Source organism: Flavobacterium sp. 245, from assembly GCF_004362055.1.
Classification (GTDB): Bacteria; Bacteroidota; Bacteroidia; order Flavobacteriales; family Flavobacteriaceae; genus Flavobacterium.
Map to the genome: position 1 here is coordinate 111449 of NZ_SNXB01000010.1, position 17608 is coordinate 129056.

The 17608-nt window shown below is 33.3% G+C and carries 17 protein-coding genes; 16 read left to right on the plus strand and 1 reads right to left on the minus strand.

Annotated features, from left to right (window positions below; all coding sequences use genetic code 11):
- Positions 1-19: 19 nt before the first annotated feature.
- Positions 20-487 carry a UpxY family transcription antiterminator gene (locus EV145_RS17765; protein WP_133526533.1) on the minus strand — a complete coding sequence of 156 codons (468 nt, stop codon included), beginning with the start codon at positions 485-487 and terminating at the stop codon, positions 20-22.
- A 583-nt stretch (positions 488-1070) separates the two neighbouring features.
- Here EV145_RS17765 and EV145_RS17770 point away from each other — a divergent pair.
- The 16 genes from EV145_RS17770 to EV145_RS17845 all read left to right on the plus strand — a co-directional run bounded on the left by EV145_RS17770 (position 1071) and on the right by EV145_RS17845 (position 17500).
- Positions 1071-1505, plus strand: a complete 435-nt coding sequence (locus EV145_RS17770) for an adenylyltransferase/cytidyltransferase family protein (protein ID WP_133526534.1) — start codon at positions 1071-1073, stop codon at positions 1503-1505.
- Complete coding sequence (locus tag EV145_RS17775) at positions 1495-2496, plus strand: mannose-1-phosphate guanylyltransferase (RefSeq protein WP_133526535.1); 1002 nt, start codon at positions 1495-1497, stop codon at positions 2494-2496. The genes EV145_RS17770 and EV145_RS17775 overlap by 11 nt, the downstream gene beginning before the upstream one ends.
- A 40-nt stretch (positions 2497-2536) precedes the next feature.
- Positions 2537-3490: a GDP-L-fucose synthase family protein gene (locus EV145_RS17780; protein WP_133526536.1), complete on the plus strand. Its 954-nt coding sequence runs from the start codon at positions 2537-2539 to the stop codon at positions 3488-3490.
- Positions 3491-3588: 98 nt separating this feature from the next.
- On the plus strand, positions 3589-4713 hold the full coding sequence (gmd, locus tag EV145_RS17785) for a GDP-mannose 4,6-dehydratase (RefSeq protein ID WP_133526537.1): 1125 nt from the start codon (positions 3589-3591) through the stop codon (positions 4711-4713).
- A gap of 55 nt (positions 4714-4768) precedes the next feature.
- Positions 4769-6181 (plus strand): nucleotide sugar dehydrogenase, encoded by a 1413-nt coding sequence (locus EV145_RS17790; protein WP_133526538.1) that lies wholly within the window; start codon positions 4769-4771, stop codon positions 6179-6181.
- Positions 6182-6300: 119 nt separating this feature from the next.
- Positions 6301-7302 carry an acyltransferase family protein gene (locus EV145_RS17795; RefSeq protein ID WP_133526539.1) on the plus strand — a complete coding sequence of 334 codons (1002 nt, stop codon included), beginning with the start codon at positions 6301-6303 and terminating at the stop codon, positions 7300-7302.
- 44 nt (positions 7303-7346) lie between these two features.
- Positions 7347-8633, plus strand: a complete 1287-nt coding sequence (locus tag EV145_RS17800) for a polysaccharide biosynthesis protein (protein WP_133526540.1) — start codon at positions 7347-7349, stop codon at positions 8631-8633.
- 25 nt (positions 8634-8658) lie between these two features.
- Positions 8659-9513 (plus strand): glycosyltransferase family 2 protein, encoded by an 855-nt coding sequence (locus EV145_RS17805; protein ID WP_133526541.1) that lies wholly within the window; start codon positions 8659-8661, stop codon positions 9511-9513.
- Between the two features lie 109 nt (positions 9514-9622).
- Positions 9623-10057, plus strand: coding sequence for an acyltransferase (locus EV145_RS17810; protein WP_208110915.1), 435 nt, complete (start codon positions 9623-9625; stop codon positions 10055-10057).
- Between the two features lie 3 nt (positions 10058-10060).
- On the plus strand, positions 10061-10711 hold the full coding sequence (locus EV145_RS17815) for a DUF1919 domain-containing protein (protein ID WP_133526543.1): 651 nt from the start codon (positions 10061-10063) through the stop codon (positions 10709-10711).
- Complete coding sequence (locus EV145_RS17820) at positions 10708-11730, plus strand: glycosyltransferase (protein ID WP_133526544.1); 1023 nt, start codon at positions 10708-10710, stop codon at positions 11728-11730. The genes EV145_RS17815 and EV145_RS17820 overlap by 4 nt, the downstream gene beginning before the upstream one ends.
- Before the next feature lie 24 nt (positions 11731-11754).
- Positions 11755-12657 carry a hypothetical protein gene (locus EV145_RS17825; protein ID WP_133526545.1) on the plus strand — a complete coding sequence of 301 codons (903 nt, stop codon included), beginning with the start codon at positions 11755-11757 and terminating at the stop codon, positions 12655-12657.
- A 44-nt stretch (positions 12658-12701) separates the two neighbouring features.
- Positions 12702-13784, plus strand: coding sequence for a glycosyltransferase (locus tag EV145_RS17830; protein ID WP_133526546.1), 1083 nt, complete (start codon positions 12702-12704; stop codon positions 13782-13784).
- Positions 13781-15025, plus strand: coding sequence for a glycosyltransferase family 4 protein (locus EV145_RS17835; protein ID WP_133526547.1), 1245 nt, complete (start codon positions 13781-13783; stop codon positions 15023-15025). Before EV145_RS17830 ends, EV145_RS17835 begins: the two co-directional genes overlap by 4 nt.
- 13 nt (positions 15026-15038) lie before the next feature.
- Positions 15039-16364, plus strand: coding sequence for a hypothetical protein (locus tag EV145_RS17840; protein WP_133526548.1), 1326 nt, complete (start codon positions 15039-15041; stop codon positions 16362-16364).
- Positions 16361-17500: a glycosyltransferase family 4 protein gene (locus tag EV145_RS17845; RefSeq protein ID WP_133526549.1), complete on the plus strand. Its 1140-nt coding sequence runs from the start codon at positions 16361-16363 to the stop codon at positions 17498-17500. Before EV145_RS17840 ends, EV145_RS17845 begins: the two co-directional genes overlap by 4 nt.
- Positions 17501-17608 lie beyond the last annotated feature (108 nt).

Genomic DNA, 17608 nt, shown 5'->3' on the forward strand with positions numbered 1-17608 from the left:
AAAGCCTATATCTTCTATATTACTTATGTTTCACTTTTAAAATATATCCTAAAGATTCTAAAATTAAAACATAATGCGTTTTGGTTATATCCTTAACAACAGCGTTTTGATCACAAAACGGACCTGAATTTAAATGTATTCTGTCTCCAATCTGGTATTGAAGAACCGAAATCTCTTTTGAAGTATCTTCAGTATTTAACCATTCCTTAATGGTTTCAATTTCATGATCTTTGACAATGGCATGTTTTCCTAGCCAAAATAGATATCTCACAACTCCAGGAGAATTAAAAACCATATTCCTATCTTTTTCAGGTAACTGCACAAATATATAATGACTAAATAAAGGTACTTCTACTTTTATTTTTCTGTCTGATCTTTGTTGCGTTTTTTTAATTAAAGGACAATAACAATTGATATTAAACTTTGTTAATTGTTCAGCAGCTCTTTTTTCCCATTTCGGTTTTGTGTATACTACATACCATTTCATAATTCTTCAGTTTATTGTTTTAAAATAATTATACTTTAAATTGACTGGTTGGTTTCTTAATTTTCTTCTTTAAAAAAACTTTAAAAAGTTCAATAATTGCACTTTTAATTTTTCTTCAAAAAATAATTAATCAATCTAAACGTGGATTTTACGGCTTTTTTATTAAGATTTATGAAAGCTGTTTTTTCGCTATAAATGAAGTGGTAATTTAACTTTTACTATAAGGGCAGTTCTGCTTTTTTCATGTTAATTTTTCCTAAATCAGGACATTAAAGAACAAAAAATGAATTTGCACCTATCTTATTATTGTAATTTTAACATAAATTAATGTCGTCAGGAAAATGACAAAATCAGTTTTTTTTTGTGCTGAATTTTAAAATTTCCATACCAATATAAAGGCAATAATTTTTTATTTTTTACATCATTTCCTTTTTACTTTTTGAGTAGCTAAAATGCAGCTATTTACGGGGAACCCTTTTTCAATTCTCAAAAAAACATCAAAAAAAAGCCAGTAAAATGGCAAAATGTTTTTTACTCATAAAATCACATTAACAACTTATTTTTAATTTAATACTTTGAACAGATGAAAATTGGAATAACATTTAGTGCATTTGATTTGTTACATGCAGGGCATGTTAAAATGCTTGAAGAAGCGAAATTAAATTGTGATTATTTAATTGTCGGTTTACAGACTGACCCGACATTAGATCGACCAACAAAAAATAAACCAACACAGACAGTTGTAGAACGTTATATACAATTAAAAGCGTGTAAGTTTGTTGACGAAATTGTTCCTTATGCTACTGAGCAGGATTTAGAGGATATTTTGAAATCCTTTACAATAGATGTGCGTATTGTGGGAGATGAATATAAAGACAGGGATTTTACCGGTAGAAATTACTGTGAAGAAAAGGGAATCCATTTATATTTTAATACTAGAGATCACCGTTTTTCGAGCTCCAGCCTGCGTCATGAAGTTTACCAGAAAGAAGTTTTATCGCACTCCCATGGCAATTAACAGCATTACCCATGTAATCTTAACAGGAGGAGTCGGAAGCAGGTTGTGGCCTCTTTCCAGAAAAAATTTGCCAAAACAGTATTTGGAGCTTTTTGATGGCGAGTCACTTTTTGAAAAAACAGTAGCCCGAAATGAAAAGGTTTCCAATAAAACGATAGTGGTGGGAAATATCGAAAATTATCAATTAAGTGATAAGAGTATGAGTAAATTCAATAAATCTTATCTTCATATTGTAGAAGCTGTTCCTCGTAATACAGCTGCCGCAATTGCTTTTGCTGCTTTTGCATCAGAACCTGATGATATTTTGTTGATTACTCCATCAGATCATGTAATTGAGGGGACTGAAAAGTATCAGGCTGCTTTGCATGAAGCTATTGTACTTGCTGAAAAAGATTATTTAGTAACTTTCGGTATAAAACCAACAAAACCAGAAACGGGCTACGGCTATATAGAGTTTGAAAAGGAGGATGTAATCGCATTTCATGAAAAACCTGATTTAGAAACTGCAACAGGTTATTTGAAAGAAGGAAATTATTTTTGGAATAGTGGACTTTTTTGTTTTAAAGCCAGGAAGTTTTTAACGGAACTAGAGAAACAGGAACCAGAGGTATATTGGAAATCAAAAAAAGCATGGGAATCAAATAAAGATGGCCTTTTAGATTTTGAATTATCTTTAAGCATTCCTTCGATAAGCATTGATTATGCAGTAATGGAACGAAGCAAAGATATCAAAGTCGTTCCAACCTATTTTGATTGGTCTGATCTTGGCTCTTTTGAGTCGGTTTATGATTATTTGGTTCAGAAAGATCATCCAATCGATGAAAATAAAAATATTGTGATAGGAACGTCAACGCATACTACTTTTATAGGTGTCAAAAATTGCATTTTGATCTATACTTCAGACGCATTGATGGTATTGCAAAAAGAAAATTCACAAGAGGTAAAAAAAGTTTACCAACAATTGGAATCTATTGCTTCACCGCTCCTTTAAAATTCTATTTTGCTTATTTTATTAAAATAAATGTTGCCTCATGATTAATAAAAATTCTATAATATATATTGCCGGACATAACGGAATGGTTGGAAGTGCTATTTGGCGAGTCCTTAGTGCAAAAGGCTACAATAATCTTATTGGCGCTTCAAGCAAAGAACTGGATTTGCGAAAACAAAAAGCAGTTCGGGATTACATCCGAAAAACAAAACCTGATGTTATTATAGACGCCGCCGCAAAAGTTGGAGGAATTTTAGCCAATAATAATTTTCCATATGAATTCTTGATGGAAAACATGCAGATTCAAAATAACCTTATCAATGAAGCGCATCGTTTGGGTATAGATAAATTCATTTTTTTAGGCAGTTCGTGTATTTATCCAAAATTAGCTCCACAGCCTTTAAAGGAGGAATATTTGCTTACTGCTCCTCTAGAACCCACAAATGAATGGTATGCTTTGGCAAAAATCACAGGAGTAAAATTATGTGAAGCTATTCGTAATGAATACGAAAAGGATTTTGTGAGTTTGATGCCAACAAATTTATACGGAACAGGTGATAATTTTGATTTGCATAGTTCTCATGTATTGCCAGCCATGATTCGAAAATTTCATGAAGCAAAGGAAAACAACAATGCCGTGGTGACTCTCTGGGGATCTGGCAGACCAATGCGAGAGTTTCTATTTGTAGACGACATGGCAGAGGCAGTTGTTTTTGCCTTAGAAAATGAACTTCCTGAGCATTTGTACAATATTGGCACGGGAGAGGATTTAACTATCAGAGATTTAGCCAACTTAGTGCAAAAAATCGTCGGCCATACAGGAGCTATAATCTGGGATGATACCAAACCTGACGGAACACCTAGAAAATTAATGGATGTTTCTAAAATGCATAACATCGGATGGAAACATCAAGTGAAATTAGAAGATGGAATACAAAAAACCTACAATTGGTTTTTGGAAAACATTGAAAACTTTAAGCAAAAAGCTTTTTAATAGTTTGCGCTTTTAAAATTTACCCCCCTCAAAATATTTTTAAGATTTTACAAATTTGCGACTTTGCAACAGAATGCCTTGTGCTTTATAGTTACATTATGAATCAAATTAAAAAAATTGCCCTTATTACAGGAGTGACGGGCCAAGACGGAGCCTATTTAAGTGAATTTTTACTAGAAAAAGGCTACATAGTGCATGGAGTAAAAAGACGTACGTCCTTATTTAATACAGATCGAATTGACCATTTGTATCAGGATCCTTATATAGAAAATAGGAATTTCATTTTACATTATGGCGATATGACGGATAGTACTAATTTGACTCGTTTGATCCAAGAAATCCAACCTGATGAAATATATAATTTAGCTGCTATGAGCCATGTAGCAGTTTCATTTGAAACTCCAGAATATACCGGAAATGCAGATGGATTGGGAACCTTAAGGCTCTTGGATGCAGTTCGTTTATTAGGATTGGAAAAAAAGACTCGTATTTATCAGGCATCTACTTCAGAATTGTATGGTAAAGTGCAGGAAGTTCCTCAAACAGAAAAAACACCGTTTTATCCGAGATCGCCTTACGCGGTGGCTAAAATGTATGCTTTCTGGATTACCGTAAATTATAGAGAAGCTTATGGAATGTATGCCTGCAACGGAATTTTGTTTAATCATGAATCACCTATTCGAGGAGAAACTTTTGTAACACGCAAAATTACAAGAGCAACTGCTAGAATTGCTCTCGGACTGCAAGATAAATTATACTTAGGAAATCTAGATGCACAACGCGATTGGGGGCATGCCAAAGATTATGTCAGAATGATGTGGATGATTTTGCAAGCTGAAGAACCAGAAGACTGGGTAATCGCTACAGGAATTACTACTGCAGTTCGTGAGTTTGTTCGTATGAGTTTTGACGAAGTAGGAATTGAGCTAGAGTTTAGAGGCGAAGGTATTGATGAGAAAGGTTATGTGAAATATTGCAGCAATCCTGATTATCAACTTTTGATTGGTAAAGAAGTATTAGCAGTAGATGCAAATTATTTTAGACCGACAGAAGTAGAATTATTGATTGGCGACGCAACAAAAGCAAAAACTAAGTTAGGCTGGGAATGTCAATATAATTTGGCAGGATTAGTAAAAGAAATGATGCTGTCTGATTTAAGGTTAATGGAAAAAGAACAACATTTAAAAGAATGTGGTTATAAGATCTTGAATTATTTCGAATAACTGATTGACTTAATTAAAAACAAAGCATTTTTTGTTTCATAAAAAAAAGCAGTAAATGAAAATTAAAAATATTTGTTGCTTAGGCGCTGGATATGTAGGGGGGCCAACAATGTCTGTTATAGCATTGAAATGTCCCGAAATAAAAGTAACTGTTGTCGATTTAAATGAAAACCGAATCGCAGCCTGGAATAATGAAGATTTAGACAAACTGCCCGTTTATGAGCCCGGACTTGCCGAAGTAGTGAGGGAAGCAAGAAATCGTAATCTGTTTTTTTCTACTGATGCAGATAGTGCAATTGAAGCTGCAGATATGATTTTCATAGCCGTAAACACGCCAACAAAAACATATGGAGAAGGCAAGGGAATGGCTGCCGATTTAAAATTTGTAGAGTTGTGCGCCAGACAAATTGCTAAAGTTGCCAAAAGTGATAAGATCATAGTCGAAAAATCAACACTTCCGGTAAGAACTGCCGAAACGCTACAGACTATTTTAGACCGTACTGGTAATGGTTTCAAATTTGAAGTTCTTTCTAATCCTGAATTTTTGGCCGAAGGAACTGCTCTCAATGATTTATTGAATGCTGATCGTGTTTTAATTGGTGGAAAACAAACAGAAAACGGTCAAAGAGCAATTCAATCACTGGTCGATATTTATGCACATTGGCTTTCGCCAAAACAAATTTTAACCACAAATGTATGGTCTTCAGAATTATCAAAATTAACGGCTAATGCATTTTTGGCACAAAGAATCTCATCAATTAATGCTTTATCTGCCTTGTGCGAAGTTACTGAGGCTGATGTTGATGAAGTAGCCGTTGCTATTGGAACTGACACCAGAATTGGTTCTAAGTTTCTAAAAGCCTCTGTTGGGTTTGGAGGATCTTGCTTCCAAAAAGACATTTTGAATTTAGTGTATTTGTGCCGTTATTTTAACCTGCCTGAAGTGGCTGATTATTGGGAACAGGTAATTATTTTAAACGATTATCAAAAATATCGTTTTGCAAAAAAAATAATTAGTTCACTGTTTAATACGGTAAGTGATAAGAAAATTACTTTTTTAGGATGGGCATTTAAAAAAGATACCAATGATACCCGAGAGTCTGCAGCAATTTACGTAGCAGAACATCTTATTGAAGATGGCGCTGAAATTCATGTTTTTGATCCTAAAGTTTCTGAAACAAAAATTAAAGCTGACCTAAAGTACTTATGGGAATTGAAAGGACTTTCAGATCATAAAATAGAATTAAAACTAAAACAGATTTTTGTGTACGATACTCCTTCTGAGGCAATGGATCAAGCACATGCCGTTGCGGTACTAACAGAATGGGACGAATTTAAAGACTATGATTGGGAAAAAATTTACATTAATATGTATAAGCCCGCTTTCGTATTTGATGGACGTAATATTCTTGATGTTGAAAAATTAACTGCTATAGGATTTGAAGTGAAAGGAATAGGCAAAGGATGATTCATTATTATTGAAATTAAAGATAAAGCAAAACTCAAAATAGCTAAAAAAATAGTCACATCAATTAGTGGCAGACTGCAATACTTTTTTGATACGGCAGAAATAAATAAAATTAAAATATGATTAAACCAGGTTTAGTTCGTTTCATTTTAGCAAGTTTAGTTGTCTTTTTTCATATCACGAAGTTTGTTTTTATTGGACATTTGGCTGTTTACTGCTTTTTTATATTAAGTGGTTATTGGGTAACTTTAATGTATGAAACAAAATACAGCAAAGCAAAGCAACCCTTGCTAGTATTTTATTGCAGCAGAATTTTTCGTTTGCTTCCAGTTTATTACCTGATAAGTATTTTAACTTTTATCATGCTTTTTATATTTGATTCTCAGGTGATAGAAAGAATTAATTTTACATCGCTCAGCGGTGTCAGTTTTGGAGTCGCAAATTTATTGATGTTAGGTTATAATCAGCTTAGTTTTCAACCTTTAGTGCCAGCTTGGTCTCTGGATATTGAGCTTCAGTTTTATTTGTTTTTGCCACTAATTTTGATTTTTCTGAAACAGCAAAAAGTAAGGTTCTCAATTTTAGGCATCGCTTTTCTTATTATGCTGGCTTTATCTTTTTTATGGACAGATTTATTCCTTAGCAAAACGATACTTAAATATTTAGTTTATTTTCTTGTTGGGATAGAAATTTATAAATCCAAGATCGAATTCAATTATAAGATCGAAAGGATTTTCAACAGTTTGTTTATAGGAATATTAGTGATACACTATGCAATTCCTAATTTATTTGCTTTGGTTAAACTGGCTGACAGCAGTTACAATGAGCTTTTCAATATTTTAGTTTCTTTTCTTTTAATACCGTTGCTTTCTAATAGTGTACGAAGGAAAAGCGATTCTAGAGACATGTTGCTTGGTGGTATGTCATATGTTTTATATTTAAGTCATTGGATGTTTATAATTCCATATAACTATTATATAGATGAACTTTCAAAAATAGATAGGATACCTTACATGTTGGGCTATTTATTTATCACTTATTTATTTTCATTATTTATTTATCAATATTATGATATGCCGTTAGATAAATTAAGAAAAAAATGGGTTTCAAGAAGAATGTAATAAGTATAAAGTATCTGCACAATTAATTTATTTTAAATCGAATAATGCTAAATAAAATAAAGGAACATCCGCATTATTACAGAGCACTCCATTGGGGAAAGTTAATAAGTATCACAGGCTCTGCACAGATTATTATTCAAGTGGTAGGCTTTGCAAGCGGTCTTTTGATTATACACTTATTATCTGTAAATGAGTATGCGCTTTATACTTTGTCTAACACTATGCTTGGAACCATGACGCTATTAGCTGACGGAGGTATTGGAACAGGAGTATTTTCGCAAGGAGGACAGCATTGGCAGGATAGAGAAAAATTAGGTGTTATTTTGGCAACAGGACTTAGTATGCGTCGTAAATTTGCCATAGGAAGTCTTATTTTTGCGGTGCCATTATTAATGTATCTCTTGCTGCGTAATGGTGCAAACTGGTTAATTACGATATTAATTGTAGCCTCTTTAATTCCTGCTTTTTTTGCCGCTTTATCAGATTCGCTGCTGGAAATTTTCCCTAAACTTCACCAGGATATACTTCCATTACAAAAGAATCAGGTTTCAGTAGGAATTTGGCGTTTGATTTTGACGGGCTTGACAATTTTTATTTTTCCCTATTCGTTTATAGCCATTTTAGCAAGTGGAATTCCTCGAATTTATGGAAATATAAAGCTTCGAAAAATTGCTGAAACTTTTGTAGATAACAAGCAGACCACTGATCCTGTTGTTGAAAAAGAGATTATGTCTATCGTTAAGCGAGTACTGCCGGGTGCAATTTATTACTGCTTATCAGGACAAATTACTATTTGGCTGATTTCAATTGCAGGAAATACCACATCGGTTGCACAAATTGGTGCATTGGGCCGAGTATCTGTTTTATTAGGAGTATTAGCCTCATTATTTTCTACTTTATTGGTTCCTCGTTTTGCCAGACAAAATAGTGACTTCAAAGTATTGCTGAACCAATTTTTATTAAATGTTTTCCTTTTAATAATTGTATGTATAATAATCGTTACTAGTGTTTTTCTATTCTCAAATCAATTTCTTTGGATACTGGGTGGAAATTATAGAGGCTTGAACACAGCGTTAGTTTTAAATGTAACAGGAAGCTGTTTGGGACTAATAACAGGATTTCTATTTTCGCTTAGTTCCAGCAGAGGGTGGCTTATTAATCCTTACTTGTATATTGCCTCTAATTTATTATCAATTGTAATTGGTATTTTCTTATTTGATATTTCATCTTTAATGGGGGTTTTGTATTTCAACATCTTCATTTCAGTTATTCAGGCAGTAATATATTCCTTATACACATTGGTTAAAATTTATAAATTAAGGTCAGTTTAGTTTAATCATTTTGAATATTTATTATATGAATAATCGATTAGTATCTGTTTGTATACCGGTTTATAATGCGGCAAAATATATCGAAGAGACAGTAAATTGTTTTCTATTGCAAACGTATGAAAATGTAGAAATAATTATACAGGATGATTTTTCGACAGATGGAACATGGGAAATTCTGAATGATTTATTTGGCAAGAATCCCAAAGTAAGTTTATTTAGAAATGAAAAAAACCTTGGAATTGGGCCTAACTGGAATAATGCTTATGAGAAGGCCACAGGCGAATATGTTATTATTGCAAATGCAGATGATATTCACAACAATACCTTCATAGAAAAAGGTTTAGAAAAACTCACAGATCAACAAATAGATTTCGTGTCATTTAAATATAAAATGTATTTCGAAAAAACGGGTTTAAAGAAATTTACTTCAAAAAATGAATTTATGAAATCTGGTTATGTTGAAAATGCATTCGAAAAAATTGCATTTGAGAATCCTTTTCACATCATTTTTACCGTCTTCAGAAAGAAAAAATTAGATGAAATCAAGTTGAATGGCCAGCTCTTTTTAAACACTCAGGTTTGTGATGCTGAGTTGATGTTGCGATACGCAGAAAATAGAAAATTATACTATTGTGACGAAGTAATAGGGTATTACAGAATTCATGAAACCAATAATTCAACTATTCCGTTAGGCGAATTGAAAAGTTATTATAATGATGTTCTTCCTATTTGGCATTCTACACTCTCTAAGAAGTTTGGATATAAATTTAGAAAAGGTATTATTATGGGAACGCTGTTCTATATTAAGGCAATGGTAAAAGGCAAAAGTCCATGGAATTACAAACTATTTTTTAATATGCTTCGGTTTTCAATAATTTGACTTTATAAAAATGAGAAAAATTATATCAGAGTTTAGATTGTACCTCTGCAATCATATAATATCACATATTCCCAGTCATTCGATAAGGTTGTTTTACTATCGCAAGATTATGAATTTTAAGATTGGCAAAGGAAGTACAATTTGTATGAATTGCAAGTTTGATGCTGCAAAAGGATTAGAGATTGGTCTTGATTCTGTAATTAATAGTGGCTGCAGAATTGACACCAGAGGCAATTTAAAAATAGGAAACAATGTTTCCATTTCTGAGGAAGTAATTATTCTAACCGCAGATCATGATGAGTTATTCGACCATGCTCAAGAACGCAATAAAGAAGTTGTAATAGAAGATTACGTATGGATAGGAACAAGAGCAATGGTTTTACCAGGTTTACATATTAAATATGGCGCCGTGGTAGCGGCTTCGGCAACAATAACTAAAGATGTTGAATCTTGTAATGTAGTGGCTGGAATTCCCGCAAAGTTCATCAAAATGAGAACCAATAATTTTAATTATAGCGCCAGATATAGAAGATTATTTCAATAAATTATGAATAACGATTTTTGCATTATATCAAATAATTGTTGGGGAGCGGAGATCTATATAGAGCGTGAAATCGAATATAACTCACCCTTTGTAGGATTATTTATTCCGCCACTGCAGTTTGTTAAAATGGCAAACAACTTGCCCGAATATCTTAAACAGGAATTAGTTTTTAAGCACGAAACCCAGTTTAAAGAATATGAAGAACTTTATCTGAAAGAGAAATATCCAATTGCATTGCTTGGTGATATTGAAATTCACTTTTTGCATTATAAAGATGAGAATGAAGCTTTATCAAAATGGAAAAGAAGATTGAGTAGGATGCCAGAGGATGCATCCAGTTGGTTTGTTAAAGCATGTGACAGAGAAATAAATGAATGGCCCAAATTTATTGCACTATGGAATTCTATTCTATATAACAAAGTTTTCTTTTCGGCCAAAAAAAGAACCGGAATCAATTATTTGATTTCAATTACAGAGTCATACGATAATTATGTAACCGACGGAAAATCATTGTATCCGCTATCAAAGGATTATTTTGATGTTGATAAATGGATAGATTCAAAAGGATCTTTCTGGAGGGCAAAAAATATTTCGTACAAACGCAATTTGCAATTTCTATTTGCCAAACTAAAATATAAAATCAAGAAACCATGAACGGTATAAGCGTAATAGTTTGCTGCTACAACAGTGTTAGTAGATTGAAACCAACAATTGAACACTTGCAAAATCAAATCAATATAGCAGTAAGTGAATGGGAAATATTGATCATTGATAATGCTTCTACAGATAATACTTTTGAATTTGCGAATACTTTGTGGCAAAACAGCAAAACAGCAAGTAGCCCTAATTTTACAGTAATTAAAGAAGCAACACCTGGATTATCTGCAGCCCGAATGTGTGGTATAAAGAATTCCACTTTTGATTTTTTATTATTTTGTGATGATGATAACTGGTTGTCAAATAATTATTTAAGTGATGCATTGGGTATCATAAACAACAATCCGAATGTTGGTATTATTGGAGGGTATGGCTTGCCAGTATTTGAAGGGAAGGAGCCTCCTTTATTTTGGGAAAACCAATATCATACTTTGGCTGTCGGTTCGCAATATTTACAAGAGGGCAATATAACTAATACCCGAAAAGTGGTATATGGAGCAGGAATGATTGTAAATAAAAAAGCTTTTGCAGAATTAGTAGATAAGTATGAATTTGAGTTTCAAACTACCGGTAGAATTGGGACGTCATTGGCAAGTAGTGAAGATCATGAGTTGTGTTTAGCAGTCGGTATGATTGGTTATGAAGTCTTATGGTACAAAAAATTACAGTTTTATCATTACATTCCAAAAAACAGAACTGAAATTAAGTATTATAAAAAATTATTTTTAGGCTTCGGGCTTTCCAGCCCAATGTTGATAGGGTATAATCTTGATAAAATAAACCCCATAAACTTAAAAAATGATTACAGATACATTGCTTCCAGAAATATTAAAAAGATGATATCCATTTCCATAAAAATTTTCTATCAACGAAATATTCTTCAAAAAAGCGAATATCAGATATTAGATCTTTTGCAACAATTGTATTCAAATTTGGGAAGTTTCAAAACCACAATTAAAGTCAAAAATAGGATTAGAGACAGTTTTTTAAAAACAAGATTATATAAATTAAACTAGCAACTATAGACATTCAGATTAAAAATGGAGATTGTTACAACACTTTTTGAAGGGCATTACGAAAAAGGCGTGGGAGCTTTAGTGAATTCTTTAGTTCGGTCTTCTTTTAAAGGAATAATTTATGTTGGATACAGAGGGAACCTTCCTGTATGGGTCAATCAACTACAAAAATCAGATAATACTTTCAAGATTGGAAATGATGTTCAGTTGGTTTTTGAATTATTGGATGTTGAGATGCACTTCGGCTATTATAAACCTTCTTTTATGAAAAAGGTAGCTGAAGCAAATGCAGATTTGACCAATATCTATTATTTTGATCCTGATATTGTGGTCAATGCGCCATGGTCCTTTATATCAAACTGGACAAATAATGGAGTATCGGTTTGCCTTGATAATTGTTTTCCTTTTGTGCATCATACGCATCCATGGAGGAAAGAATGGCAAAAACTAGCCAATAATCAATCAACCTGTGAATTGAATTATTACGCAAATAGTGGTTTTATAGGAATACACAAAGATAGTTTGGCATTATTGGACCGATGGATTTCATTAACTGAAAAGTATAAAGACATTGATGGAGATCTGTCCCAATTTGAAAAAGCAGGTCATCGCGCCTTCAAAGGTGATCAGGATTTGCTGAATGCGGCAATGACAATATCTCAAGATATTTCTTTTAGCATCATTGGAAGTGAGGGAATGGGATTTACAGATCCGGCTTACTTGATGGCCCATGCCGTTGAAACTGTAAAACCATGGAAAAACAACTTTACCCAACAACTCGTATCGAAGGGTTTTAAACCCAGTACTGCGGCAAAAATGTTTTTTAATTACTGTCAATATCCAATCGAAATTTATTCTAAATCGCAATTGAAAATAAAAAAAATGGATATTAAACTTGCTTCTATAATGGGCAGAATGCTGGGCTAATAAAGTGAAGAATGATTTAGTTGCTTACACGAAAAATAACATAAATGAAAATACTTTTTTTATGTGGTTCTTTAGAGCCCGGTTCTGATGGTGTTGGTGATTATACCCGCCGTTTGGCAGGAGAACTTGTCAGAAACAAACATCAGGCGATAATTGTGGCTTTAAGTGATAATAATGTAAGAGAGGTTAGTGCTGAAATGCAGCAATGTGAAGGAAGCATAATCTCTGTATTGCGTATACCCTATTTTGTGTCATCAAAACTACGCTATAATAAAACGGCGCAATACATAAAAGACTTTAGCCCAGATTGGATAAGCTTGCAATTCGTTCCCTACAGTTTTAACTCAAAAGGATTGCCTTTTTTGCTGCCATCGTTCCTAAAGAAATTCAAAGGAAAGTACAAATGGCACATCATGTTTCATGAATTATGGCTGGGAATAGACAAGGAAGCTCCATTTAAGCATAAATGCATCGGGAGATTACAGCAAGTTATAATTAAAAACATAATTCGTTCGACTAGACCCAATAGCGTTCATACGCAAAATAAATTGTATCAATTTTTTCTGAAGAAACACAACATTGATGCGCAAGTTTTACCTATTTGTGGTAATATACCAGTAGTAGCTGAAAAAAGAGAAAGTGCTGCTTTTACTCAATTTGTGTTATTTGGCAGTATTCATTTTGGAGCGCCTTTTAAGGATTTTGTAGATGATTTAATGCGTAATTCAAAACTATTGATCAAACCAATAAAATTTATTTTTATTGGAAAAAACGGAGAAGATCTCGAAGCTTATAAGGCTACACTTGAAAATCATACTATCTCTTATAAAGTAATGGGTATTCAATCTGAAAATGTTATTTCGCAAGTGCTTGCTGATAGTGATTTTGGAATATCTACAACACCTTATTTTCAGACAGAAAAAAGCGGGGTTTATGCAGCCTACAGAGAGCACCAATTAAGTACAATTTGTGTTGCTCGAAAATGGACGCCAACTAATGGGAAATACGAAATACCGCAAATTATTAAATATGAAAAAGATAATTTAAATCTCATTTCGAAAAAAAATGAAGTATTTGATTTGCAAGTTATGACAAGTCAATTTGTTAATTCAATCTCCATATCATGAAATTACTGGTATCTCATCCAACTTTAAATGCAAATTCAAAAAATTTGGTTGCCGGATTATTAAATAATAAACTGCTTTACAAATTATTTACTTCGGTGGCAATATTTCCAGATCAGTTATTATATAAGTTAGGCAGTAATTCAAAATTAAAAGATTTAAGAAGAAGGAATTTAGACAAGTCATGGCAACCCTATACATGTTCAAAATCTTTTTTTGAGTTTGGGCGTTTACTAGCATCAAAATTACATTTGAGGTATTTGACAAGACACGAAAAAGGTTTTTTTTGTATAGATAAGGTTTATGAGAATCACGAAAAATGGGTTGCAAATAGTTTGGCTAAAGCAAAAAAAGAGGGTTTGTCAGCGGTGTACGGATATGAAGATGGTGCATTGGCCACTTTTACAAAAGCGAAGCAATTAGGTCTTTATTGTGTTTATGATTTGCCTATTGGTTACTGGAAAAGTGCACAGCTGCTATTGGAAAAAGAGCTCGACATCAATCCAGAATGGTCAAGTACACTAACAGGATTTAATGATTCTGTAGATAAGTTAAATCGAAAAGATCAAGAATTGGCGCTTGCAGATGTAATTTTTGTAGCAAGTAGTTTTACCAAAAAAACACTGGAAGAGTATTCAGGAAATTTGCCGGATATAAAAATAATACCATACGGTTTTCCAGAAGCAAATGAAAAAAAAGAATATCAGCCCTTGGTTAATCGTAAACTCAAAGTTTTATTTGTGGGAGGGCTTTCCCAAAGAAAAGGAATTTCGTACTTATTTGAAGCAGTTGAAGGATTAAAAGATAAAGTTGAATTAACTGTTGTTGGACATAAAGCAGTTGCTGACTGTAAGGCACTGAATCGAGCTTTAGAGCAACATCAATGGATTCCAACATTATCTCATAGTCAAGTTTTGAATTGTATGCGAGAGCATGATGTCCTTGTTTTTCCTTCTCTTTTTGAAGGTTTTGGTCTGGTAATTACGGAGGCAATGTCACAAGGAGTGCCGGTTATCACGACCGAGCGAACAGCGGGTCCAGATATAATATCAGATAACGTAGACGGATGGATTGTTCCAGCAGGATCTTCAATAGCAATTAATCAAGTATTTACTAAAATTTTTGAAAGACCGGAGATATTGGAGCAGTTTGGGCTTGCTGCTCAAATTAAAGCTCAGAGCAGGCCGTGGTCAGTTTATGGACAAGAAATGGCAGAAACACTTTCTTCGTTAAAGATTTTATAAACAATTTGAATAAATGGATATAGCTAAAGAACAGCTTTTGGAACCAAAAACATATAATTCTTTAAAAATAGCTATTTGGCTGTATTTTTTGCTTTGGATTTTTGAAGGTGCTTTACGCAAATGGATTTTACCTAGTTTGGCGACACCTTTATTAGTTGTTCGTGATCCAATTGCGGTATATATTATTCTGAGAGCTCTTAATTTAAAAGTCAATTTTATATCTCCATACATAGTTTTAAGTTATATTTTTACTCTTGTAAGCCTTGCAATTGCTTTATGTTTTGGTCATGGTAATCTTTTTGTAGGCCTTTATGGAGCAAGGATTATGTTAGTTCATTTTCCTCTGATTTTTATCATCGGAAAAGTTTTTACAAAAGAGGATGTGCTCAAAATGGGACGATTTTTATTAGTGATGAATATTTTCATGACAATAATTGTATACTTCCAATTTAGTAGTCCGCAGACAGCCTTGATTAATGTTGGAATTGGAGGTGAAGGAAGTGCAGGATTTTCAGGAGCAATGGGATATAGCAGACCGCCTGGGACCTTTTCGTTTATATCGGGTTTGGCTAGTTTTTATACCGCTGTGTCTGTTTTTATTTTTTATTTCTGGTTGTCTAAAGATCGCTGTTCTAAGATCTTACTAATAATAAGTACTGTTACTTTGATAATTGCTTTGCCGCTGACTATAAGTCGCGGTGCCGTAATGGCTGTTCTTATAGTGGCCTTGTTTGCTGTAATCGCATCAGTGACTTCCAGTAAAATGATTGCTAAATTAATTGTTAGCACAATTGTTTTTGGTTTAGTGATTTATGCTTTGCAAGAGTACTCTACAACATTTAAGCTGGGTATTGAGGTATTTATGGATCGTGTTGATTCTGCAAATAAATCAACTGCTGGCGGTGGTTTAAAGGATTCCATTTTTTTAAGAATTTTCAATGATTTAACAGAACCAATTAGTGATTTATTCAGTCAGCCCATGTTTGCAGGTAATCTAGGAATGGGTACAAATGCCGGTGCACAAATGCTGAATGGAAAAATTACTTTTCTGATTTCCGAGACCGAGTTTGGTCGTTTAGGTGGTGAGCAAGGTATTCTTTTTGGCGGGGGACTAATTATTTTACGATTAGTTTTAGCACTAAGTATGGCCGTCCAATCCTTTAGATTGCCACGGGAAGAAAAATTGCTACCCTTTATTCTTTGCGGAGCGGCCGTTGTCACAATAATTCAGGGACAATGGGCACAACCTAGTATCCTTGGTTACGCCACAATTATGGGAGGTCTAGTACTGGCTACTTTGCCGAAAGCTGATACTTCTTTACAAAAAACGAATTTATGATTTCAAAGCTAATTTTGATTGGTAATTATAAGCCTGACAAGCAATTTAGTATGCTGATTTTCGAAGGATTAATGGCCGATGGATATAAAAAGGCCAAACTTCAGGTTAATGTTATTCGTCCTCGAGAAGTATTTAGGAAGTTAGGTTTTAATAAACCCATTTTGATAAAATGGTTGGCCTATAGTGATAAATTTCTCTTATTTCCTATCGAACTATTTTTTATAAGAAGCTTGAATTTTGTTTTACTTAAAAAAGTCAATTATCATATATGTGATCATTCAAATGCTTTTTATCTTAACTTTTTGCCTAAAAACAAAACCATAATAACATGTCACGATGTTTTGGCAATAAGAGCAGGTTTGGGATTTGCCGGTACCTATTGCTCAGCAACAAAATCGGGTGAGATTTTGCAGAAAATAATTTTGAAAGCACTTTCAGGAGCTAATAAATTAGTGGCGGTATCTGAATTTACATTAAACCAATTGATCGAAATCGACACAAAACCAGACATTAAGAAAAAATGGATTTGTATTCATAATGCTTTGTCTGAAAAATTTGTGCCTTTGCCTGAAGATCAAATTAAGGAGGAACTTTCTGATTTTGAGCGATTAAAAGATAAAGCATTCATTTTGCATGTAGGCTCTGATTTGGAACGCAAAAATAGAAAATTGCTAATTCAGATGATTTATGAACTACAAAATGATTGGGACGGATTATTGGTTTTGGCTGGTGAAGCCTTAAATGTTAGCCTTCTTGAATTAGTCAAAAAATTAAATGTTTCAGATCGAGTTGTACAAATTAACAACCCTAACGATAAAGAAGTTATAGCACTTTATTCCATATGCGAAGCCATGATTTTCCCATCTTATTCTGAAGGTTTTGGCTGGCCTATAATTGAGGCACAAGCTTGTGGAGCACCAGTTATAACGAGCAACAAAGCGCCTATGATGAGCGAAGTAGGTGGCAATGCAGCCTTATATGCAGATCCAAACAATGCAAGAGCTTTTGCAAATCAATTTTTAAAAATTAAAAATACAGCGTTTAGAAATCAAATTATAAAATTGGGTTATGAAAACGCAAAAAGGTTTGATTTTGACAGTACTGTCCATAAGTACATTGAATTAATAAACAATTAAACATGATATTGCTCAAATTTATCACTGTTTTATTGCCTTGGCGATTGAAACGGTTTATGTTGATTCAATTTTTTAAATATGAAATTCATCCGTCTGCTAGAATTGGGC